At 70.0% G+C, this 21749-nt stretch carries 14 protein-coding genes; 3 read left to right on the top strand and 11 right to left on the bottom strand.

Going from position 1 to position 21749, the window contains the following annotated elements; genetic code table 11:
* Positions 1–137: 137 nt before the first annotated feature.
* From proB to PV734_RS43040, 10 genes are all read right to left on the bottom strand, one after another.
* A complete protein-coding gene (gene proB, locus PV734_RS43085) occupies positions 138–1265 on the bottom strand; it encodes a glutamate 5-kinase (RefSeq protein WP_319294783.1) in 1128 nt (375 codons plus the stop codon).
* 252 nt (positions 1266–1517) lie between these two features.
* On the bottom strand, positions 1518–3551 hold the full coding sequence (locus PV734_RS43080) for a hypothetical protein (RefSeq protein WP_319294782.1): 2034 nt from the start codon (positions 3549–3551) through the stop codon (positions 1518–1520).
* Positions 3552–3660: 109 nt separating this feature from the next.
* The gene (locus PV734_RS43075; protein ID WP_319098850.1) at positions 3661–5163 is read right to left on the bottom strand and encodes a bifunctional cytidylyltransferase/SDR family oxidoreductase; all 1503 of its coding nucleotides are present in this window, start codon (positions 5161–5163) and stop codon (positions 3661–3663) included.
* A gap of 180 nt (positions 5164–5343) precedes the next feature.
* The gene (locus tag PV734_RS43070; protein WP_319098851.1) at positions 5344–6894 is read right to left on the bottom strand and encodes an alkaline phosphatase D family protein; all 1551 of its coding nucleotides are present in this window, start codon (positions 6892–6894) and stop codon (positions 5344–5346) included.
* 288 nt (positions 6895–7182) lie between these two features.
* The gene (gene obgE, locus PV734_RS43065; RefSeq protein WP_319098852.1) at positions 7183–8619 is read right to left on the bottom strand and encodes a GTPase ObgE; all 1437 of its coding nucleotides are present in this window, start codon (positions 8617–8619) and stop codon (positions 7183–7185) included.
* Between the two features lie 120 nt (positions 8620–8739).
* The gene (gene rpmA, locus PV734_RS43060) at positions 8740–8994 is read right to left on the bottom strand and encodes a 50S ribosomal protein L27 (RefSeq protein ID WP_006374707.1); all 255 of its coding nucleotides are present in this window, start codon (positions 8992–8994) and stop codon (positions 8740–8742) included.
* 16 nt (positions 8995–9010) lie between these two features.
* Positions 9011–9331, bottom strand: a complete 321-nt coding sequence (gene rplU, locus PV734_RS43055) for a 50S ribosomal protein L21 (protein ID WP_006374708.1) — start codon at positions 9329–9331, stop codon at positions 9011–9013.
* 670 nt (positions 9332–10001) lie between these two features.
* On the bottom strand, positions 10002–13877 hold the full coding sequence (locus PV734_RS43050) for an Rne/Rng family ribonuclease (RefSeq protein WP_319294781.1): 3876 nt from the start codon (positions 13875–13877) through the stop codon (positions 10002–10004).
* 263 nt (positions 13878–14140) lie between these two features.
* Complete coding sequence (locus PV734_RS43045; protein WP_319098855.1) at positions 14141–14953, bottom strand: TIGR03936 family radical SAM-associated protein; 813 nt, start codon at positions 14951–14953, stop codon at positions 14141–14143.
* A gap of 48 nt (positions 14954–15001) precedes the next feature.
* Complete coding sequence (locus PV734_RS43040; RefSeq protein WP_319090667.1) at positions 15002–16216, bottom strand: hypothetical protein; 1215 nt, start codon at positions 16214–16216, stop codon at positions 15002–15004.
* A 110-nt stretch (positions 16217–16326) separates the two neighbouring features.
* On the opposite strand from PV734_RS43040, the gene PV734_RS43035 reads away from it, so the two are divergent.
* Positions 16327–17736: a serine hydrolase domain-containing protein gene (locus tag PV734_RS43035; protein ID WP_319089958.1), complete on the top strand. Its 1410-nt coding sequence runs from the start codon at positions 16327–16329 to the stop codon at positions 17734–17736.
* A gap of 243 nt (positions 17737–17979) precedes the next feature.
* Positions 17980–18825: a hypothetical protein gene (locus tag PV734_RS43030; protein ID WP_319089959.1), complete on the top strand. Its 846-nt coding sequence runs from the start codon at positions 17980–17982 to the stop codon at positions 18823–18825.
* A gap of 58 nt (positions 18826–18883) precedes the next feature.
* On the opposite strand, the gene PV734_RS43025 is transcribed toward PV734_RS43030, so the two are convergent.
* Complete coding sequence (locus PV734_RS43025) at positions 18884–20248, bottom strand: glycosyltransferase family 39 protein (protein WP_319294780.1); 1365 nt, start codon at positions 20246–20248, stop codon at positions 18884–18886.
* Between the two features lie 222 nt (positions 20249–20470).
* Between PV734_RS43025 and PV734_RS43020 the strand changes: the two genes are divergently transcribed.
* A complete protein-coding gene (locus tag PV734_RS43020) occupies positions 20471–21601 on the top strand; it encodes a glycosyltransferase (protein WP_319294779.1) in 1131 nt (376 codons plus the stop codon).
* Positions 21602–21749: the final 148 nt, after the last annotated feature.

Here is a 21749-nt window from a genome sequence, read left to right as displayed (position 1 = left end):
GAAGCAGGTGCGCACGCTTCATGGGGCACTTTTGCGGAACGTCCACCTCACGGCGGGCGGATTTGCGGGGCGTTCCCCCTGTTTTCGGCCTTTGCGGGACTGAAGTCAAAGGAGAGGGTCGACGCGCCTAATGGGGTTCACGGGTTCAGGATGACCATGTCGTCCCGGTGCACGACCTCGCGCTCGTACGCGGGGCCCAGTTCACGGGCCAGTTCGCGCGTCGAGCGGCCGATCAGTTGGGGGATCTCCTTGGCGTCGAAGTTGACGAGCCCGCGTGCGACGGCGCGGCCCGCGCTGTCGCACAGTTCGACCGGGTCACCGGCGACGAACTCGCCCTCGACCGCGGTGATCCCGGCCGGCAGCAGCGACTTCCGCCCCTGGACGACCGCGCGTACGGCGCCGTCGTCGAGGCTGAGCGAGCCCTGCGGGGTGGAGGCGTGCTGGAGCCAGAGCAGACGGTCGGCGGAGCGCCTGCCGGTGGAGTGGAAGTAGGTGCCCGTGTCCCGGCCGGCGAGGGCGTCGGCGGCGTGCACCGCGCTGGTCAGGACCACCGGGATACCGGCGGCGGCGGCGATCCGGGCGGCCTCCACCTTGGTGACCATGCCGCCGGTGCCGACGCCGGCCTTGCCCGCGCTGCCGATGTCGACGTGGGCGAGGTCCGCCGGGCCGCGCACCTCGGCGATCCGTGACGTACCGGGTTTGCCGGGGTCGCCGTCGTACACGCCGTCGATGTCGGACAGCAGCACGAGGAGGTCGGCCCGTACGAGGTGGGCGACGAGGGCGGCGAGGCGGTCGTTGTCGCCGAAGCGGATCTCGTCCGTGGCGACGGTGTCGTTCTCGTTGACGACCGGGAGGGCGCCCATCGCGAGGAGCTTGTCGAGGGTGCGCGAGGCGTTGCGGTGGTGGGCGCGGCGGCTGGTGTCGTCGGAGGTCAGGAGCACCTGGCCGACACGGATGCCGTGACGGGCGCAGGAGGCGGTGTAGCGGGCGATGAGGAGTCCCTGCCCGACGCTGGCGGCGGCCTGCTGACGGGCCAGGTCCTTGGGTCGCCGCCGCAGGCCCAGGGGGGCGAGGCCGGCGGCGATGGCACCGGAGGAGACGAGAACGATCTCCTTCTCACCGCCGCTGCGGCTGGTGGCGAGGACGTCGACGAGCGCGTCGACCCGGTCGGCGTCGAGGCCGCCGGCCGCCGTGGTCAACGACGAGGAACCCACCTTGACGACAATCCTGTGAGCCCCTGCGACGGCCTGCCTTGCCCCTGCCACCTGCGTTCTGTCCCCTCGGGTCGTCCGGCTGCGCTGACGCGCAATTTACGCGAACAGGAGCGAGGGTGTGCGTCGGTCCAGTGGGCGGACGGCGGATCTCACCGCCGTTCCGCACCTCCCGGCATCGCCCCCGGTGCCCCCAGCACCCGCGGGGACATCGGCGACACGAGCACGCACCGGAGCCCACCGACCCGATACGCCGCGCCCTTCCGGCCCGTGCACGCAGGGGCCGGGCCCCGCCGCTCGCCCCCCTCAGGTGCGCGCGGTCGCAGCCTGTCGCTTCTGCCCCGCGTTGCGTGTCTCGGCCTTCACCGCGAGGTCGGCCGTCGCGGTGTTGAACTGCTCGATGGACGGCGGCTCGTCGGGCCCGAGCAGATACCGCTTGAGTTCCGCCCGCTCACCGGCCAGCGGATCGGCCGCCGGGTCGCGCACCGCGGCCAGCAACTGCCCCAGTTCCGCGGCACTGTTGGAGAGGATCACGGCGGCTCGTACGGCGGTGTTCTGCCGCTTGAACTCCTCCGCGCCCAGCGCCGCCGAGTCCGACACGGCGTACGGCTTTCCGCTCGCGATGAAGTCCGAGACCACGCTGGAGATGTCGGAGACCATCGCGTCGGACACGTTGAAGCAGTCGTACAGCCGTGGCTCGGCGCCCGTGACGACCCGGTGCTCCCCGGCGCCGAACGAACGCCAGTACGCGTCGTTCCACTCGGTGCGCAGCTTCGCGATCTCCTCGTGCCGCTCCACGTCGACCACCCCGTCCCGGGTCGCCTCCGCCTCGTCGCCCTTCTCACCGGCGGGCCCGGCCAGCTCGGCGAGCCGCGCCTCGATCCGGGCCAGGTCGGCCTTTGCGCCCGTCTGTTCGCCGAGGTCGCCCAGGAAGCGCGGGTCGGCGGCCCGCTCCACGGCGGCCTTCTCGACGAGCGCGGTGATCCGCTCGTGCGCGGCCCTGGCCTCGTCGCTGCGGGTGCCGGTGAAGGGGTGTGGCTTGTACAGCACACGGACGGGCGGGTCGGCCGACACCAGCTCGCGCACGATGTTCTCACCGGCGAGCAGGAGGGAGGTGTTGCCGGGATCGTCGTCCCAGCCCTCCCAGGTGGGCGCGTACAGGACGGTCGGGACGCGGGCTCCCGGCGCCCCCAGCGACCCGCGGATGGGCGCCAGCTGGGGTCGCCCGACCTCGACGATGTCCTCGTCCCTGACCCCCACGTCGGCGATCGCGTACCGGTCGCGCCCGGCGCGCCCGGCGACCCACACCTCGTCGTAGGCCTTGCTGAACGGGTTCACGCTGGCGATCTTGTCGCTGTCGCCGTGCCCGATGAAGACGTGCTTCATGGTCGGTACGCGCAGCAGGTGGATGTTCTTGCCGACGTTCGCCGCGTAGAGCGCGACGTGGACCGTGCGCAGGTCGAGGTTCATCAGATGGATGCCGCCGGGCACACAGATGACGGGGACGGTCGTGGGCGCGAGGTTCTGCAGGATGACGCGTTCCCGCAGGACGATCAGCGGCCGGGTGTCCAGCTGCTCCATCGTCTCCAGCCACATGTTGACCTGGTACGCCGAGTCCTTGGAGCCGGAGAAGTACAGCACCGTCTGCGGCCGGTACTCGCGCAGCCACGCGTCCGTCGCCGCGAGGACCGTCTCCGCGACCGGCGGGATGCGGCGCCCACGGACGTAGGGCGCGAGGGCGACGACGTACAGGAACGCCAGTCCGAGGGTGACACCGACGCCGACCATGCCGAACACCGTCGAGCCGGTCTCGGTGGTGATGAGGATGCCGGTCAGCGCGGCCAGGTCGAGGTGGAGCATCTTCTCGGTGGAGCGGTCCAGCAGGAAGCGTGGTGGCGCGTCGGGGATGGGGATGCGCGAGGCCAGATCGACGTTGCGGGTGGCGACCGGCATCCGGCGGCGGTTGCGGATCAGGGTGATCAGGGCGCCGTGCGGGGCCTGGAAGCCGTAGAAGGCGATGAAGCAGGCGATCGCCGCGTAGAAGATCATGCTTCGGGAGAGGTCCGCGCGGGCCAGCAGCAACAGCACCAGCAGTTCCCGTACCAGGAACCGGATGGAGACTCCCGCCCGCACCTTGCTGAGGCGGTTGACCAGATAGCTGCCCCGGCGGTGGAGATAGTGGTCCGCCAGATAGGTCACTGCGGCGGCGACGGCGAAGGCGGGCACGCTCGGCAGGAGCGCGGCCAGCATGAGACAGGGGAAGCCCAGCATCATGAGGACCGCCGCGGCCAACTCGGCCGGGCTGCCCACCCGGGCGACGCGAATAGCAGTGGAGATCAAGGAGAACCTGTATCTGGGAAGGTCCCGGGAAAATCTGGGAATTGCTCGGGAAACACTCGGGAATTTGCTGGGTGACGGTCCGGCGGTTGTTGTGAATACGGTGTGGAATTTACGCCAGGTCGTCGTTCTGCCGGTCGAGGACGCCGGCGAGTGCCTGTTCGAATCCGGAAGCCCGGCCGGCCGCGGCTGTCGGGTCCTGCTGGCGGACGTCGATGACATGCCCGGTCAGCTCGGACAGCAGCACGTCCAGCGAGGTGCGGGCCACCGCCTCGGAGGACAGCAGCGAACCGGCGGGCTCCTGGCCGAAGGCCTTCGTGCGCATCGGCGTGGCCGTACGCTCCGGGTTGACGCAGTTGACGCGGACCCCGTCACCCGCCCATTCGTCCGACAGGGCCTGGGTGAGGTTCACCATCGCGGCCTTGGTGGAGGAGTAGAGGCTGTACTCGGCCCGGCCGCGCGTGTAGCTGCTGGAGGTGTAGAGCAGCAGCTGCCCCTTGGTCTCGGCGAGGTACTTGTAGGCCGAACGGGCGATCTGCACGGGGGCGAGGTAGTTGACCTTCAACGCTTCCTCGATGGTCGCGTTGTCGGTCTCGGCGAGCTTGCCGATGCGCAGCACGCCGGCCGTGTTGATGACGTAGTCGATGCGCCCGGTCTCGGAGTACGCCTTGGACAGCGCGTCGTCGACCTCCTCCGGGTTCTCGACGTGTGTGCCCGTGGTGGAGCGCCCGAGGGCGTACACCTTGGCGCCGTACCCCTCGGCCAGCTCGGCGATGTCCTTGCCGATGCCGTAGGACCCGCCGAAGACGACGAGCGTCCTGCCGGTGAGCAACTCCCGGTAGGCCTCCTCGCTCATCTGTTCCGGCGTGGCGGCGGAGGCGAGCTGGAAGAGCTTGTCGGCGATGAAGACGTCGACGGGCTGGGTGACCTTCATGTTGTACTCGTCGCCCGCGACGACATGGATCGGTACGTCCGGCAGATACCGGAGTACGACCGAACAGTCGTCCGTGGCCTGGAAGTTGGGGTCGCCGGCCGCGACCTCGTAGGCCCGGCGGATGGTCGACAGCTTGAACGCCTGGGGCGTCTGACCGCGCCGCAGCCGCGAGCGGTCGGGAATCTCGGTGATGAACTCACCGTCCTCGCCGTGCGTGCGCGTGACGATGATCGTGTCGGCGGAGGGAATGGCGACGTCGACGGCCTGGTAGCGCTCCAGGGCGATCACACAGTCGTCGATGACCCGCTGGGACAGCAGCGGCCGTACGGCGTCGTGGAACAGGACGTTGCGGTCCTCACCGTCGGCGAGCCCCTCCCCCAGGGCCTTGATGGCGGCCTCGGTGGTGTCGTTGCGCGTGGCACCGCCCTCGATGATCCGGGTGACCTTCTTGAATCCGGCCTTGGCGACGATCTTCTCGACGTCCGGCACATAGCCCGGGGCCATCAGGACGATGACGTCGTCGATCGAGTCCGCGTGCTCGAAGGTGCTGAGGGTGTGCTCGATGACCGCCTTGCCCGCGATCTTCAGCAACTGCTTCGGAATCGACAGACCCACCCGCTGACCGGTGCCGCCCGCGAGGACGACGGCGGTGGTGCGGGGCTTGGCTTTGTGCTGGGACACGGGCGACCTACCTCGGGGCAACAGAGAACCCTGAAATCGTCCCACCTGCCGTTACCGCAGTGCAAGGTGAGCGCCCTCCGTCGCATATCCGCGCGCAACCTGTCATTCACCGGAGATAATTTCGGTGATTCTGCTTACGGTCCGCCTACGGGCGACCGCAAGCCCTTTCACCAGCGCCGGTCAGACCTGCCGAACTCCCGGCTTTCCGGACTCCACACGCAGTTTGGCGAGAGTCCGGGAGGCAGAGGTGGGCTTGGTCACGGTGTCGACGACCCGGACCTGGGCGTCGATTCCGCCGCGCCGGATGTCGAAGAGGTGGTAGCCGCGGTGGTTGTCGATGACCTTCCAGTGCGGATTGTCACCCTTGAGCGGGTCCCACTGCTTATGGAAGGCGACCGGGTCCTGGTCCCCGGCGCTGGATATCGACGTACCGACGAACTCGGAGCCGACGACCGCCGAGCCGGGGTCGGCGAAGTCCCGCTTGAGATCGCTGATCATGGTGAGGTGCCGGTCGCCGGAGAGGACGACGGGGTTGCGCACGTTCGCGAACTCGGCGAGCAGGGCGTTGCGTTCGACCTGGTAGCCGTCCCAGGCGTCGTAGTACCAGAGCTTGCCGTCGCCGATCTTGAGGTCGGTCTCGGCCATCATGATCTGCGAGGCGATGAGATTCCACCGCGCCTGCGACCCGTGCAGGCTGTTGAGCAGCCACTGCTTCTGCGCGGCGCCGAGCATGGTCATCGCCGGGTCCTGGGCACCGGCCTGAGTGGTGGCCTGGTCGCTGCGGAACTGCCGGGTGTCGAGGATGTTGAGCCGCACGAGCCGCCCGAAGTCGAGCCGCCGGTGCATCCGTATGTGCGGCCCGTTGGGCACGGCTGTGGCGCGCACGGGCATGTGCTCGTAGTAGGCCTGGTAGGCCGCGGTGAGCCGCGCGGCGAACGCCTCGGGGGACTGCTTGTCGGGGTCCTGCGGCACGTCACCGGCGAAGTCGTTGTCCACCTCGTGGTCGTCGAAGGTGACGACGAAGGGCGCGGCGGCGTGCATCGCCTTGAGGTGCGGGTCGCTGTGGTACTGGGCGTACCGGTTGCGGTACTGGACGAGGCTGGTCGGCTCCCCGGTGCCCTCGTGCTGGCGTACGCCGGTGATCGCGGATGTGGACTCGTAGATGTAGTCGCCGACGAACACGACGACGTCCGGGTCCTGGGCGAGCATGTCGGCGTACGGAGTGAAGTAGCCGTGCTGCCAGTTCTGGCAGGAGGCGAGCGCGAGCCGCAGATGGCTGCCGGAGACGAGCGGCCGGGGAGCGGTACGGGTGCGCCCGACCGGAGAGAGCTGCCCACTGGTCCGGAACCGGTACCAGTAGTGGCGGTCCGGGAGCAGTCCCCGTACATCGGCGTGCACGCTGTGCCCCAACTCGGGCCGCGCCCAGGCGTATCCGCGCTTCACCTTGCGCCGGAACCGGGAGTCCTCGGAGATCTGCCACTCCACGACCACGGCCCGGTCGGGCATGCCGCCACCGTTGAGCGGGTCGGGAGCGAGCCGGGTCCACAGCACGACACCATCGGGCAGGGGATCCCCGGAGGCAACCCCGAGGCTGAACACCCCGGCGGGCAACGGGGTCTGCGCGGCCCGAGCGGTCCCGGCCAGCAGCAACTGCCCGGACGCGGCGGCCCCGACAGCGGCGGCCCCGACGGTCAGAAACCGGCGTCTACCGGGCGAAACGACACCGCTCATCGCTGAACTCCGTTGCGTGGGGGGCCCGTTGGACCTACGGAAGCTCCCACAACAGGATGAACAGGAGACCCCCGAGAAATGAATCAGGGGAGATCATAAGAAACCCCGCCCGCGCTACCGCAGGCGGGGTCGCCCCCACAGCCCGGCCGGCACCTTCAGCCCGTCCGGCGTTTGAGGACAAGGCCCGTTCAGGGCCGGAGGGGGGTCTGGGGGCACAGCCCCCAGGAACAGGATGGGACGGGTAGGGGCGGCGGGGGCGAAAACACCCCGCCCACCCCACCGCACCCTTTAGAACGGCTCGAAGTCGTCGAACTCCTTCTGCGCCTCGTCCCGCTCCGCCTGCTGATCCCGCCGCCGCTGCGCAGCAGGCCTCGGCACGTCAAGCCGGTGATCCTCCCCACGCCGCCCCAGCATCTCCGCCCCCGCCATGACCGTCGGCTCCCAGTCGAACACCACGGCGTTGTCCTCGGGACCGATGGCAACGCCGTCCCCGGCGCGGGCACCCGCCTTCATCAGCTTGTCCTCGACGCCCAGCCGGTTGAGCCGGTCCGCGAGATAACCGACCGCCTCGTCGTTGTTGAAGTCGGTCTGGCGCACCCAGCGCTCGGGCTTCTCGCCCCGCACGCGGAAGAGTCCGTCCTCCTCCTGGACGACGGTGAAGCCCGCGTCGTCGACGGCCTTCGGCCGGATGACGATCCGGGTCTCCTCCTCCTTGGGCTTGGCGGCCCGCGCCTGTCCGACGACCTCGGCGAGCGCGAACGACAGCTCCTTCAGCCCGATGTGGGCGACGGCGGACACCTCGTACACCCGGTATCCACGGGCCTCGAGCTCGGGCCGCACCATCTCGGCGAGGTCCAGACCGTCCGGCACGTCGATCTTGTTGAGGACCACGATGCGCGGCCGGTCCCCCAGCCCCCCGTACTGCTTCAGCTCCTCCTCGATCATGTCGAGGTCGGAGACGGGATCACGCTCGGACTCCAGCGTCGCCGTGTCCAGCACATGCACGAGCACACTGCACCGCTCCACGTGCCGCAGGAACTCCAGCCCGAGCCCCTTGCCCTGGCTGGCACCGGGAATGAGTCCAGGCACGTCAGCGATGGTGTAGACGGTGGCCCCAGCCGTAACGACACCCAGGTTGGGCACAAGCGTCGTGAACGGATAGTCGGCGATCTTCGGCTTGGCCGCGCTCAGCACCGAGATCAGCGAGGACTTGCCGGCACTCGGGTATCCCACCAGCGCCACGTCGGCGACGGTCTTCAGCTCCAGGACGATGTCCCGCAGCCCCCCGGGCACCCCGAGCAGCGCGAAGCCGGGCGCCTTGCGCCGGGCCGAGGACAGCGCGGCGTTGCCGAGCCCCCCGCGACCGCCCTCGGCGGCGACGTACGAGGTCCCGTGCCCGACCATGTCGGCGAGCACGTTGCCCTCCTTGTCGAGGACGACGGTCCCGTCCGGCACCGCCAGCACCAGGTCCTGCCCGTCCTTGCCCGACCGGTTGCCGCCCTCGCCGGGCTTGCCGCTGGTGGCCTTGCGGTGCGGGGAGTGGTGGTAGTCGAGCAGCGTGGTGACGGACTGGTCGACGGTGAGGATCACGTCACCGCCGTGTCCGCCGTTGCCGCCGTCGGGCCCGCCGAGCGGCTTGAACTTCTCACGGTGGACGGAGGCACAGCCGTGACCTCCGCTACCCGCGGCGACATGCAGCTCGACGCGGTCCACGAAGGTGGTCATGGGATGTGCCTCCAGTTACGTACGAAATTCTTCCGGCAGAAATCTCTGCACAGGTAAAACACGCGAAAGGCGGACCCGCTTCCCGAACGGGAAGTGAGGTCCGCCTCGCGAAAGAACCGATCAGGCGACCGGAACGATGTTCACGACCTTGCGTCCACGGTGGGTACCGAACTCCACCGCACCGGCGGCCAGCGCGAACAGCGTGTCGTCCTTGCCACGGCCGACGCTCGCGCCGGGGTGGAAGTGGGTGCCACGCTGGCGGACCAGGATCTCACCGGCGTTGACGACCTGACCGCCGAAGCGCTTCACGCCGAGCCGCTGAGCGTTGGAGTCGCGACCGTTCCGAGTGGACGATGCGCCCTTCTTGTGTGCCATGTCTCAGTCCCTACCCTTACTTCGCAGCCGCGGGGATCTCAGTGACCTTGATCGCCGTGTACTGCTGGCGGTGGCCCTGACGACGGCGGTAACCGGTCTTGTTCTTGTAGCGAAGGATGTCGATCTTGACGCCCTTGTGGTGGTCCACGATCTCGGCCTGAACCTTGATCCCGGCCAGCACCCAGGGGTCGCTGGTCACGGCGTCGCCGTCGACAACGAGCAGGGTCGAGAGCTCGACCGTGTCGCCAACCTTGGCAGTGGAAATCTTGTCAACCTCAACGATGTCGCCGACAGCAACCTTGTGCTGGCGACCACCGCTGCGCACGATGGCGTACACGCGGATCTCACTCTCTCACTCGGGACGGCACCCCCGCAGTCCAGCCGCCCGACAGAGGCGAACGGCCTCTCCCACCGCACCGAAATGCCCGGTGCTCAGGAGGATGAAGGTTTACGGGGATGTAGCGCGCCACGGACAAACTATGGACACGCCGACGCTCAAGATTACGGGCCCGACCTGAACGGGTCAAACCGAGCCCTGATCCCCCGCTCACGCGGTTCGCAAACCGTTCCTGTGGACTGAGCGGGAGTGGGTCCGTTCAGCCGCGCGCCCCGAACGGTCTTGGGCGAGCTGGTCCCCGGCGTACTCGACCCCGGGTGGCGACACGCATCGTGTGCGTGGTCCTTGCCCGGGAGGCCAGTTCCCTATGCGGCCTGGCCAGGTGGGTACGGCCAGGGGGCGGCGGGGAGGCCCTGAACCATCCTCTGGTGGAGCAGGGGCCCCGCACGCTGACGCCGTACCCGGTGTCCCAGGTCGCACGATCACGTTAACCCGAACAGCCCAGACCACCACAAGCCCGCACGCGAACGATCACACGATCGAGCTAATCCGGCCTTATATGCACTCCTTGGCGAGCAGCTCCAACCCCCCGACAACGACGGCGGCCCGCCCGGAGAAACCCGAACGGACCGCCGTACCACTGCGCTCGCACTACCGCCGACTCAGGACGTCAGTCCTCCGTGGCCGCCGAGACGGACGCCTCGGCCGACTGCTCGGTCGCGGCAGCCGTCCTCTTCGACACCGTCTTCTTCGCCGTGACCTTCTTGGCGGCCGTCGTCGTCTTCTTGGCGGCCGTCTTCTTCACCGCCGCGGTCTTCTTCACAGCAGCCTTCTTGGCCGTGGTCGCCTTCTTGGCAGCGGTCTTGCGCGCCGTCTTCTTTGCGGGAACCACGTCCTCGGCCGCGGCCTCGTCAGCGGGCGACGAAGGCTCGGTGACCGCCGCCGGGACGACCATGACGGCCGCCTCCGCGGAGGAGGTGGGCGCGGTGGCCTTGCGCACGGCACGTCGCCGCGGCCGGGCCGGAGCGGCGCTGTCGGTCACCGGGGCCACGGAGGTGTCCACGGCCACGGGAGCCTCGACCGGAGCCGGAGCCGCCACGGGCTCCGCGACCGTCTCGACGACGGCCGTCACCACGGTCGCGGCAGCGGCCTCGTCGGCCGCCTTGGGCGAACCGGCCGGCGCCGACACCTTGCGGGTGGCCCGCCGACGCGTACGGCCCTTGGGAGCCGCGTCGTCCTGCACCGCGACCGGCGTCTCGGCGACCGGCACCTCGACCACCGGGTCCTCGACAGCCACGGGCTCGGCGTGAGCCACAGCCTCGGGAACCACGACCGGCGCCGCCTCCGGCACCAGGTCCGCTTCCACCGGAGCCTCGGCCACGAGGGACTCGGCCGTTACCGCATCCGAGCCACGCCCCTGCGACGAACGCCCGTCACGGCGGGCCTCCGCCCGCGGCGCCCCGGCCGGAGCCGAGGCCCGCCTGCCGGCCCGTCGCCTCGAACGGCCACCGCGGCCTGCCGCGGCCTCCGCCTCGGCGGCGCTGCTGTACAGCTCCTCGTCGGGCACGAAGACGGGCGCCGACAGCGCGACCGGCGCCGCGACCTCGGCGGCGACCTCCGCCTCGGTCTCCTCGAAGGCGTCAGTCTCGTCCTCGGCCCCGTCGACCAGCACGTCGTGCTCGTGGGTGTGCTCGCTGTCGGCGCCGCCACGGCCGCGCTTCCTGCGCTTGCCGCCGCCTCCGGCGGAGGTCGGCTGCTCCATGTGCACGATGACACCGCGGCCGTTGCAGTGGACGCAGGTCTCGGAGAACGACTCCAGGAGACCCTGGCCGACCCGCTTACGGGTCATCTGCACGAGCCCCAGCGACGTGACCTCGGCCACCTGGTGCTTCGTACGGTCACGGCCCAGGCACTCCAGCAGACGCCGCAGCACCAGATCCCGGTTCGACTCCAGGACCATGTCGATGAAGTCGATGACGACGATGCCGCCGAGGTCGCGCAGCCGCAGCTGGCGCACGATCTCCTCGGCCGCCTCCAGGTTGTTCCTGGTGACCGTCTCCTCCAGGTTGCCGCCCTGGCCGGTGAACTTGCCGGTGTTGACGTCGACGACGATCATCGCCTCGGTCTTGTCGATCACCAGCGAACCGCCACTGGGCAGCCACACCTTGCGGTCGAGCGCCTTGGCGAGCTGCTCGTCGATGCGGTACGTCGCGAAGACGTCGACCTCGGAGGTCCACTTCGACAGCCGGTCCGTCAGGTCCGGGGCCACGTGGGAGACGTACCCGTGGATGGTCTGCCAGGCCTCGTCACCGCTGACGATGACCTTGGTGAAGTCCTCGTTGAAGATGTCGCGCACGACGCGGACGGTCATGTCCGGCTCGCCGTACAGCAGGGTCGGCGCGTTGCCGCCCTTCGACTTCTTCTCGATGTCCTCCCACTGCGCCTGGAGCCGCTCCACGTCACGGCGCAGCTCGTCCTCGCTCGCGCCCTCGGCGGCGGTGCGCACGATGACGCCCGCGTCCTCGGGGACGATCTTCTTGAGGATGGTCTTCAGACGCGCGCGCTCGGTGTCGGGCAGCTTGCGGCTGATGCCGGTCATCGACCCCTCGGGGACGTAGACCAGGTAGCGGCCCGGGAGCGAGACCTGGCTCGTCAGACGGGCGCCCTTGTGGCCGATCGGGTCCTTCGTGACCTGCACGAGCACCGACTGGCCGGACTTCAGCGCGCTCTCGATGCGCCGCGGCCCGTGGGCCATCCCCAGCGCCTCGAAGTTGACCTCACCGGCGTACAGGACGGCGTTGCGCCCCTTGCCGATGTCGATGAACGCGGCCTCCATGGAGGGCAGCACGTTCTGGACCTTGCCCAGGTAGACGTTGCCGACGTACGAGGTCGACTGCTCCTTGTTGACGTAGTGCTCGACGAGCACGTTGTCCTCAAGGACACCGATCTGCGTACGGTCGCCGTACTGGCGTACGACCATCACGCGTTCGACGGCCTCGCGGCGGGCCAGGAACTCGGCCTCGGTGATGATCGGAACGCGTCGGCGTCCCTGCTCACGGCCTTCCCGGCGGCGCTGCTTCTTGGCCTCCAGGCGCGTCGAGCCCTTGATGGACTGCACCTCGTCGCTCGGGTGCTCGTCCCTCTTGGGGCGCGGCTCACGGACCTTGACGATCGTGCGCTCGGGATCGCTGTCACCCAGCACCGGCTCGCTCTCGCCGGAGGAGTCACCGGCACGACGACGCCGACGGCGCCGACGACGGCTGCTGGCGGAACCGGAACCGCCCGGCTCGTCGCGCTCGTCCTCCTCGGCGTCCTCGTCCACCTGGTCGGCGGTGTCCGCAGCGTCCTCGTCGCCCCGCGCGGCCTGCTCGGCGGCGTAGTCGTCGTCACCGGACTCGCCCTCGGAGTCGGCGGACTCACCACGGCGCCTACGACGGCCACCGCGGCGGCGGCGCCGACGCGAACCGGGGCCTTCCTCGTCGCCGTCGTCGTCCGGGTCGACGCCGTCCTCGGCGGACTCGTCGACCTCGTCGACACTCTCCGTGTACTCCGGGTACACCGGCTCCTCGACCACGACGGGCGCGGCGGCCACGGGCTCCTCGTCGCCACCGCGACGACGGCGCCGACGGCGCGGGGCGTGCTCCTCGACGGCCTCGGCGATCGGAGCGGCCTCGACGACCTCTTCCTCGACCGCGATTTCCTCAACGTCTTCGACCGCCTCGGCGGCAGCCGCCGCGGCGGCCCGCTCGGGCGTCTGGAACATCGGCTCGGTGAAGACGGGCGCCTGGAACACGGCGACCGCGGGACGCGCGGGACGCCGTCCACCCTCGCTCTCGCCGTTCGTGACGGCGGGCGCGGGCGCGGAGAACCCGACAGCGGCCTTGCGGGCGACGCGACGACGCCCACGACGCGGCGCGGCGTCCTCAGCGGCGGGCTCGGCCTCGGGCTGGGCCTCCACCTCGGCCGGGGCCTCGGCGACTGCTGCGGGCGCCTCCACTACGGGCGCCTCTGCCACGGGAGCTTCCGGGGCTGCCGCCTCGGTCTCGACGGCGGCGGGCGCGGAGACGCGCCGGGTGGCCCGACGACGGGCACGCGGAGCGGGCGCTGCCTCCTCCACGACGGAGGGCGCCTCGACGGCCGCGCTCTCCTCGTCATTCTTCTCGCCCTGCTCGCCGCTCTCCTCGGCAGTCGGGGCGGATACGGCGGTCACGGCCGGTTCGTCGACGGCGGCCTTGGCGGGCGCACCGGCGGGCGCGGACGCGCGCCGGGTGGCACGTCGACGCGCACGAGGAGCGGGCGCGGCCTCTTCCTCGGCGGCTCGCTCGGTCTCGGCGGCCGGATCGGCCACGGCGACCTGGTCGACCTCTGCGGCCGGTATGGCCGGCGCGGTGGTCTCGGCCGCGACGGCGGCCTCGGTTCCGGCGACAGGCGGTCCCGCGGGGCGGGACGCGGCGCGGCGCCGACGGCGCGGCGGCAGTGTGTCGCTGGGGGTGTCGTGTGCGGAACCCTCGGTGGGCTCCGAAGCGGGTTCGGTCGGTTCGAGCATGCGGGCAGTTCTCCCGTCAGGCTCCCGGGCGCCGCACCTGGTCCGGCTTGGGTGCCGGTGACGTCCGCGGCTCGCGCAGTGCGCGGTGCCGCCGTCCGGGGCGCGGGCGCCGCACGGGAGCTCTCTGTGTCCTGTCTCGCCGGTTCCGTACGCCATGTTGCGTACGGCCTGGCGAAAGTCTTGTGGTCGGTGCGCTGCCCGACCCAGGTGGCTCCCGAGTCCGAGGGCGACGCTACGACGTTCGTCCCTTCGCGGGACCTTCCTTACGCCGGTGCCTGCGACGCGGCGGCAGTCGAAGTGGCCTTGGAGAGGGCCACCGCTGCCTCGCGGTCGGGCGCGAGCGGGTCGGTCACCGTGCCGGTCTCTTCATCGAACAGCCCCTGCGCCAGCCTGGTCACCTCAGCGGGGACCGGCGGCGCGAGGTCGGCCACGGCGCGAAGACCGGACAGGACGTCGTCGGGTCGAACAGCAGGCGTCACGTGCCGAACAACCAGCCGCAGTATCGCACAGGGCTGGTCGGTCGGCCTATCAGCCTGTGGACTGTTCGTCTCAAAATGAGTTTCGACACGTGCCGCAACGCCTGCTTCGCGTACCTCGAGGTGCGCGACCGACCCTCGGGCGTCGAAGGTCCGCATGCCGTTCTTGGCGAGGCGCTGGACCTCGACGGTCTCGGCGGCGTTGAAGGTGTCGACGGCGCGGCGCGCGTCGTCGGGCGCCACACCCTCCAGTCGCAGCTCCCATACGGAAGCCGTGAGCCGGTCGGCGAGCCCGGAGGTCCGGGCCTCGACCGCGTCGACGATGTCGAGGCCGGTGGGCAGCGACTCGTCGAGCAGCTCAAGCAGCTTGCCGGGATCGCGCGCTTCGGTGAGCGCGATCTCCAGGTACTCCGCCTCACTGCCCGTGCCGGTGGGTGCGGCATTGGCGTACGACACCTTCGGATGCGGCGTGAACCCCGCCGAGTAGGCCATCGGCACCTCGGCACGGCGCAGCGCACGCTCGAAAGCGCGCTGGAAGTCACGGTGGCTGGTGAACCGGAGGCGGCCACGCTTGGTGTAGCGCAGTCGGATGCGCTGCACCGCGAGTGCGGGCGGCGGGCCTTCGGGCTGTCGCTTGCCCAGTGTCGTTCAGTCCTTCGTGAGTGCGGTCGTACTGCTACCTAGAGTACGTCCGTCGGCGCTTCCTGGTTCCCGCCGGGGCGCGGGGACCTCCTGCGGGCGTTCCTCCCTCGACTCCCCGAAGAGCATCCGCCGGAAGTCTGCGCGCGCCTGCCGTGCCGAGTCGCGCGCCGTGGCCAGCGCCTGCCGGGTGACCCGGCCCACACCGCGCGCGGCCTCGGCGGCGGGCCGCAGCACGGCGTCCCGGACGAAATGGCCGACGGGCGTCAGCACCACCTGGTACGCCCAGCGCACGGGTTCCACGAAGATCCACCGAAGGAGGGTCCCCAGGAACCGTCCGACAACGAGCGAGATGTGGCCGGCGATGCGCCAGGCATGCCCGAGCGCGGTCCCGATCTCGCGCCCGACCACGACGAGGGCGCGCCCGAGAGGTGCCAGGACCCAGCGCCACAGGGCGAGCGCGGGCAGCACGAGGAGCAGCCGCAGCACCCAGCTGAGAACGAACCCGATCCCCATGAACCCCATGGCCACGAGCCACTGAAGCCCCCGGGCACACCAGGCGATCGCCCTGCCGACCGGCGTGAGGACCCACTCGTACAGCCACTTCGCGGGTACGACGACCAGATACCGCCCGAGCCACGCGACCACGGCGTACAGGCCGAGCCCGACGGCCGCGATGCCCGCCCCGATCCCCCTGAGCGCCCACAGCAGCCCGTGCCCGCCGGGCGTGAGCACGCGCGCGTACACCCACGCGAACCCTGCGCCGATCCCCCGGAACACCCACAGCACGCCGTGCCCCACAGGCGTGAGCACGCGCGCGTAGACCCACACGAACCCGGCGCCGATCCCCCGGAACACCCAGACGATCCCCTGCCCCAGAGGCGTCAGCACATGCCGGAAGAGCCACACCAGCGGCACGACGACGAGCACCTTCCCGAGCCACCCGAGCGCTGTACCCAGGGGCACTACGACGTACCGCCACAGCCCGACGAACGGCCAGATCAGGACGGCCCGCGCGACCCAGCCCAGCGCCCGCCCGAGGGGCCGCAGCACCGCGTCCGTGAGGAGACGCCCGCCGGCGACCAGCGCGTCCCACGCCATCCGTACCGGAACGACCAGCACAAGCACGACGATCCGCACAGGGAGGCGAATCGCAACGACGAGACACCCTTCGGGCTGCCGCTCGGGCCGCCGTGCCTCGGCGGCCGGTTTCTCCAGATCCATACCGAGGTAGACGCGCCAACCCCCCGTCCGGATGCGGCGTACCCGAAAAGTGACCAGGACGAGGGACATCGGCCGTAAACATACGACTTTGGCCCTGCCAGAATGCGTGGATGCCGAACGCACCGAGCGCGCTGAGCAGGTTGAACGGACTGAACGGGTTGAACGGGCTGGCCCAGTACTGCGCTTCGATCATCGAGGAGCACCAGTGCCCCTCGGTCTCGACGGCGGTCGTGGAGCATGGCGAAGTGGTCCTGGCCGAGGCACACGGCCTCGCGGACATCGCCTCGGACCGCCCGGCCATCCCCGATACGGCCTACGCCCTCGCCTCGATCACCAAGCCGATGACGGCGACGGCGATCTGCGTCGCGGCCGACCAGGGCCTGCTGGACCTGGACGCCCCCGTCTCCGCGTTCACAGCGCGCGATCAGGGATGGCCCGCCCCGACCGTCCGCCAACTCCTCCGGCACCGCGGCGGGTTCGGCGCCCACTACGACTTCCACTACGGCGACCCCGGGGACGCCGAACGGATCGACGCGGCCCCCTACGCGATCCCGCACCGCGCCCCGGACACCGCCTTCGAGTACGCCAACCTCGGCTACCGAGCCCTGGGTCATCTGCTGGAGGAGGCGACGGGCCAAGGCCTCGCGGACTTCGTACGGGAGCAGGTGTTCGAGCCGCTGGGTCTCTCCGCCCTCCACCTGGGCCCCGCCTACCCGGGTCCGGCTCCCTGGGCGACGCGCTACACGACCGACGGCCGCGCCTACCCGCCGTACTGCGACACCAGTCACCCTGGCGCGACCCTCGGCTGGGCCCCGGCCGCCCAACTGGCGCTCTTCGCCCAGTCGTACGACCGGCTGCTGAAACCGGAGACGGCCGCCGCCGTCCGCGAGGCCCGACCGGTCAATCCGGGCCTCGGATACGGGCTCGGGTGGTGCCTCTCACGCGGTGCCGGCCCGCTGGTGCAGAGCCACGGTGGCGGCATGGGCGGAGTGGCGGCGATCGTCGTGACCGTGCCCGAGCAGCGTCTTTCGGTGTCGGTACTGACCAACAGCACCGACAAGACGGCCCGCGACCGGATCACCCACCACATCCTCGAAACCCTCGTCCCCGGCTTCGCACCCGAGTCGATATCCCCCTTCACCGCCGACCCGGCGCGCCCTGCGAACCTCCCGGCAACCGACTGGCACGGCTCGATCAGCACCCCCGAGGGCGACATCCCGGTGTCGCTGACCCTCATCCCCGAGGACGACCGGGCCCGTCTGCACCTGAACGGCCAGAGCGCCGAATCCCCGGCGAGCGCGTCGCGGACCTATGCCCTCCAGGCGACCTTCCCTCTGCAACTCCCCACGGCGGACGCCCGGATCAACAGCCCGGCCCTGTCGCTCCACCTCCGCCTCCACCACGACGACGGCAGCCTCAGAGGCGTGGCACGGGCCCACAAGCCCGGTGGTGACACGCAAGGCCTGCTGGGCAACCTCCTCACGCACCCGTGCCAACTGAGCTCCCACCCGGAGGGGTGATCGGGGTGTACCGGGACCTGGCGATGCCGTCGACGGCCGTCGAGCACGGTCCCTTCTCTTTCTATGTAGCCCATCCGAATGTACGGATTAGTCCTATGCGTTGATAAACGCACGCCTTACCGAACTTATTACCGCTTCACGTATCGCACTCAGGTCAGGCTCGCGCTCAGGTTCGAGCCATCACCCGAACCGGTTGAAGCAGGTCAAGACAGGTCAAGGCAAGTCGACGCAAGGAGCACCTCCATGAGTCCTGAGTACAGGACGCGTTCGCTTCTCGGGCCACTGGCGCGGGACGGGTTCAAGAAGGCCGGAATGCTGGCCTCGCTCACCCTGGTCCTGGCGACCGGCGTGGTCGGCCCCGCCGCCGCGACAGCGCGCAGCGTGACCGATCACGAGGCCACGACAAGACTCTCCGGCGGAAACGACAAATGTAAGAAGCAGAGCAAACCCCACAAGTCGAACAAGAACGAGTGCAAGGGCGCCACAGGGGCGACCGGGCCGAAGGGCGCGACCGGCGCCACGGGCGCCACCGGGGCAACAGGCGCCACCGGGACGGGTGCGACCGGGGCAACGGGCTCGACCGGAGCCACGGGACCCTCCGGAGGCGAAGCGGGCGCCACCGGTGCTACTGGAGCTACGGGCGCCACCGGGGCAACGGGCGCCACGGGGGTGTGCGCCGACATCGACGCCTTCCACCCCCAGGGCAACCTGGAGTTCCGGGTCGCGCTGGCCGCAGGACGGACGTACGCGGGCATCCGCGACTACAGCGGGAACAACCCCAACCCCTCCTTCCTGTGGACCGATCTCACCGCCCACCCCGGCTACCCGGCGGGCGGCACAGACGCACAGGGACGCCCCATCGGCACCCCCTGCGGGGTCGCCATCGCCGAGCACCAGACCTCGCTCGGCGTCAGGTTCGACGTCATCACCGACACCGGGCGTGTCTACGAGACCAGGTGCAACGAGGTCAACTCCACCAACCCGGCCACGCTGAACTGCAACGACGCCAACGGCAATCCCTACCCCTGGAGCCAGGTGACACTGCAGCCCGTCACCGGCGCCTCCAACGGCGGTGCCCCGGCGGGATGACCGGCCCCCGGTGACGCCCGGCCCGAGCTCCCTCCCCGCCCGGAGGGAACTCGGGCCGTCAGCGTTCCCCCCTGCGTACGAGCAGGCTCACGGTCATCCCCGTCACCGACTCGCTCGTGGACACGTCGTACCGGCTCCGCAGCGCGTTCGCCTGCGCCTGATCGATCGCGTCGAAGGGGAGGTCGGGTCCCTGGGTCACCAGCCAGAGCCGCCGCTCCCGGTCGAGACAGAGATCCGGAACGGCACACTGCAGCGGGTAGAGGTCATCGATCCCGACGGGGTCCTCGGCCAGGAACACGTCCCGCATCCTCAGTGCGCGGGGCAGGTAGTACTGCACCCCGCCGTCCAGCTTCCACGTGTTCTCGCGGTCGTAGACGACGGCGTCTCCGGGCCGGTGGTGCTGTCTGATCACATCGGCCGCCGCCGCGTAGTCGAGGGGCACGGGCACGTCGTGCTCGAACGGCTGCCGCATCTGCTTCTGGTCGGGCAGCACGAGCACGACCAGCGTCGCCAGCAGCACGGCAGTGGCCTTCCGGGAACGGGAGACCGCGTCGAGGCCCGCGCCGGCCAGGAGAGCCCAGGCAGGCAGCGTGAACAGGACGTAGACGAGGCGGAAGTACGAGACCTCGCCGTGCGAGGCGAGCCAGACCAGGACGGGCGGCACAAGCGCCCAGACGCCGCACAGCAACAGGGGCACCCTGCGTGGCGAGCGGGCCAGCAGCGCGAGCGTCACCAACACCCCGGCGCACAGGGTGGAGGCGAACACGTCACGCACGAGGGACAGCAGCGCCCAGCCGTCGGGTTCCGGAACCCAGTACAGCTGCCGTCGGGCCTGTGAACGGCCGAGCAGGGCGACCGGTGTGACACAGGCGGCGGTGGCCAGGAAAGCGAGGGCGGACTTCCACCACAGGGAGCGGTTCTGCCGCGCATGGGCCACGAACACACAGACATGGGCGAGCACGACGGACAGCGCGATCAGGTGGAGAAGTCCGACGAAGGTCAGCGTGAGCGAGTACGCGGCCCATCGCCAGGGGCTGCGGGGATCGTCCAGCACCCGGAGCAGCAGCAGCGACGCGAGGGCGACGGCGAGCACCACCAGAGCGTAGCTGCGGGCTTCCTGGCCATAACGGCTCACCGCCGGCACCACCGCGAAGAGAATTCCGGCGCACATTCCCGCGCGGTATCCGAAGAGCCGGTTACCGATGAGGCTCACCACGGATGCCGCCCCAGCCATGGACAATACGGTGGGGAGTCGCAGGGAAAAAACGGAATCACCGAAGATCCCCACCCACGTGTGCATCAGCAGATAATACGCGCCGTGCACGGCGTCGACATTCTGGAGAGTGGCGAGGATCTGGCCGGTGCCACGGTTCACCATGTCCCAGGTGACCAGCTCGTCGCGGCCGAGCAGAGGGTCCGTCATACCGCAGCCGAGCAGGCCCACGGCGAGAACGAACGGCCACAGCCAGAGCCCCGGCCGACGGTTTCCGGGATCGGCCGGCTCAGCCGTCCGGGTTTCTTCGCGTGGAAGGGGAAGCGGCGCGGTGAATACCATGAAAATCTCCCATGCCGTGCAGCAGGACCGCCCACTTATACCGGTGGCGGTTCTTGCACGGGGTTCTGCAACTCACTAAATTCAAAAGTCATGAAAACGGTCTGCCTCAATATGATCGTCAAGAACGAGGCTCATGTGATTCGCCGCTGTCTCGAATCCGTGCGTCCCCTTGTCAACACATGGGTGATCCTCGATACGGGCTCTACCGACGGCACCCAGGACGTCATCCGTGAAACTCTCGCCGACCTGCCCGGCGTACTGCACGAGAGCCCCTGGAAGGGCTTCGACCTGAGCCGCACCGAGGCCATCGACCTGGCCCGGGACCGCGCGGACTACCTCCTCTTCATCGACGCGGACGACGTGATGGAGACCGGCCCCGGGTTCGCGATGCCGGAACCGACCCACGACTGCTACGACTTCGAGGTGCGCCACGGCCCCGTCGTCCACTGGCGCCCGACGATGGTGTCGACCCGCCTCCCCTGGCGGTACGTCGGAGTACTGCACGAGTACCTGGAGTGCGGCACGACCTTCAGCCGGGCGACCTTCGAGGGCGCGCGCATGGTCATCATGGGCGGCGGCGGACGCCTCCAGGGCAGCCAACGGAAGAAGTACCTGCGCGACGCCGCCGTCCTCAAGGAAGGGCTCGCCAAGGAACCGGGCAACGCCCGCTACGCCTTCTACCTGGCGCAGAGCTGGCGCGACGCCGACGAACCCGCGAAAGCACTCGCCGCGTACGACCGGCGTGCGGCCATGGGCGGCTTCGAGGAGGAGGCGTTCTGCGCGCGCCTGTACGCGGCGCGGCTCGCCTCGGCGACCAGACGCCGGATGCCCGAGGTCACGGCCCGGTTCCTGGACGCGCACGAGTACCGCCCCACCCGCGCCGAACCGCTGGGCGAGCTCGCACACCTGTACAGGGTGAACGGAGAGCGCTGGCCGCTCGCCTACATGTTCGCGCGACGCGCGGCGGAGATCCCGCGCCCGAGCGACATCCTGTTCGTCGAGGACGGCTGGTACGACTGGCGGGCGCTGGACGAGCTGGCCGTGTCGTCGTACTGGATGGGCGAGTACCGCGAATCACTGGAGTGCTGCGAAAAGCTGCTGGACGGAAAGGCGCTCCCCGAAGACCACCGCCAACGAACCCTCGCGAACAGGGACTTCGCCCGCGCCAAGCTGCGCAAGAACACCACCCCGGCCGCCAGGACCCACCACCTCACGACCTGACCCCCTGCCAGGCCCGGGGGCCTGGCAGGCAGCCGCTTCCGCCTCGCTGCCCCCGTTATCTTCTTCGCGGTCCTGCAAGAGGGCCGCTGGCCTCCGGGTCCGGCATGACTGTTCCCCCCTGTCGAACGAATGACCTGGGGGGTGGTGT

The sequence above is a fragment of the Streptomyces sp. AK08-02 genome (assembly GCF_033795085.1).
In the GTDB taxonomy this organism is placed as follows: Bacteria; Actinomycetota; Actinomycetes; order Streptomycetales; family Streptomycetaceae; genus Streptomyces; species Streptomyces echiniscabiei.
Note: the sequence above shows the minus strand (reverse complement) of the source record. Positions and strands in the feature narration are given on the sequence as shown.

Bases quoted from the DNA above. Each gene is read 5' to 3' on its own strand.
- PV734_RS43020 (WP_319294779.1), top strand. From the start codon at position 20,471: ATGAAAACGGTCTGCCTCAATATGATCGTCAAGAACGAGGCTCATGTG.
- rpmA (WP_006374707.1), bottom strand. From the start codon at position 8,994: ATGGCACACAAGAAGGGCGCATCGTCCACTCGGAACGGTCGCGACTCC.
- PV734_RS43040 (WP_319090667.1), bottom strand. From the start codon at position 16,216: ATGGATCTGGAGAAACCGGCCGCCGAGGCACGGCGGCCCGAGCGGCAG.
- PV734_RS43050 (WP_319294781.1), bottom strand. From the start codon at position 13,877: ATGCTCGAACCGACCGAACCCGCTTCGGAGCCCACCGAGGGTTCCGCA.
- PV734_RS43070 (WP_319098851.1), bottom strand. From the start codon at position 6,894: ATGAGCGGTGTCGTTTCGCCCGGTAGACGCCGGTTTCTGACCGTCGGG.
- obgE (WP_319098852.1), bottom strand. From the start codon at position 8,619: ATGACCACCTTCGTGGACCGCGTCGAGCTGCATGTCGCCGCGGGTAGC.
- PV734_RS43030 (WP_319089959.1), top strand. From the start codon at position 17,980: ATGAGTCCTGAGTACAGGACGCGTTCGCTTCTCGGGCCACTGGCGCGG.
- PV734_RS43025 (WP_319294780.1), bottom strand. From the start codon at position 20,248: ATGACGGACCCTCTGCTCGGCCGCGACGAGCTGGTCACCTGGGACATG.
- PV734_RS43035 (WP_319089958.1), top strand. From the start codon at position 16,327: ATGCCGAACGCACCGAGCGCGCTGAGCAGGTTGAACGGACTGAACGGG.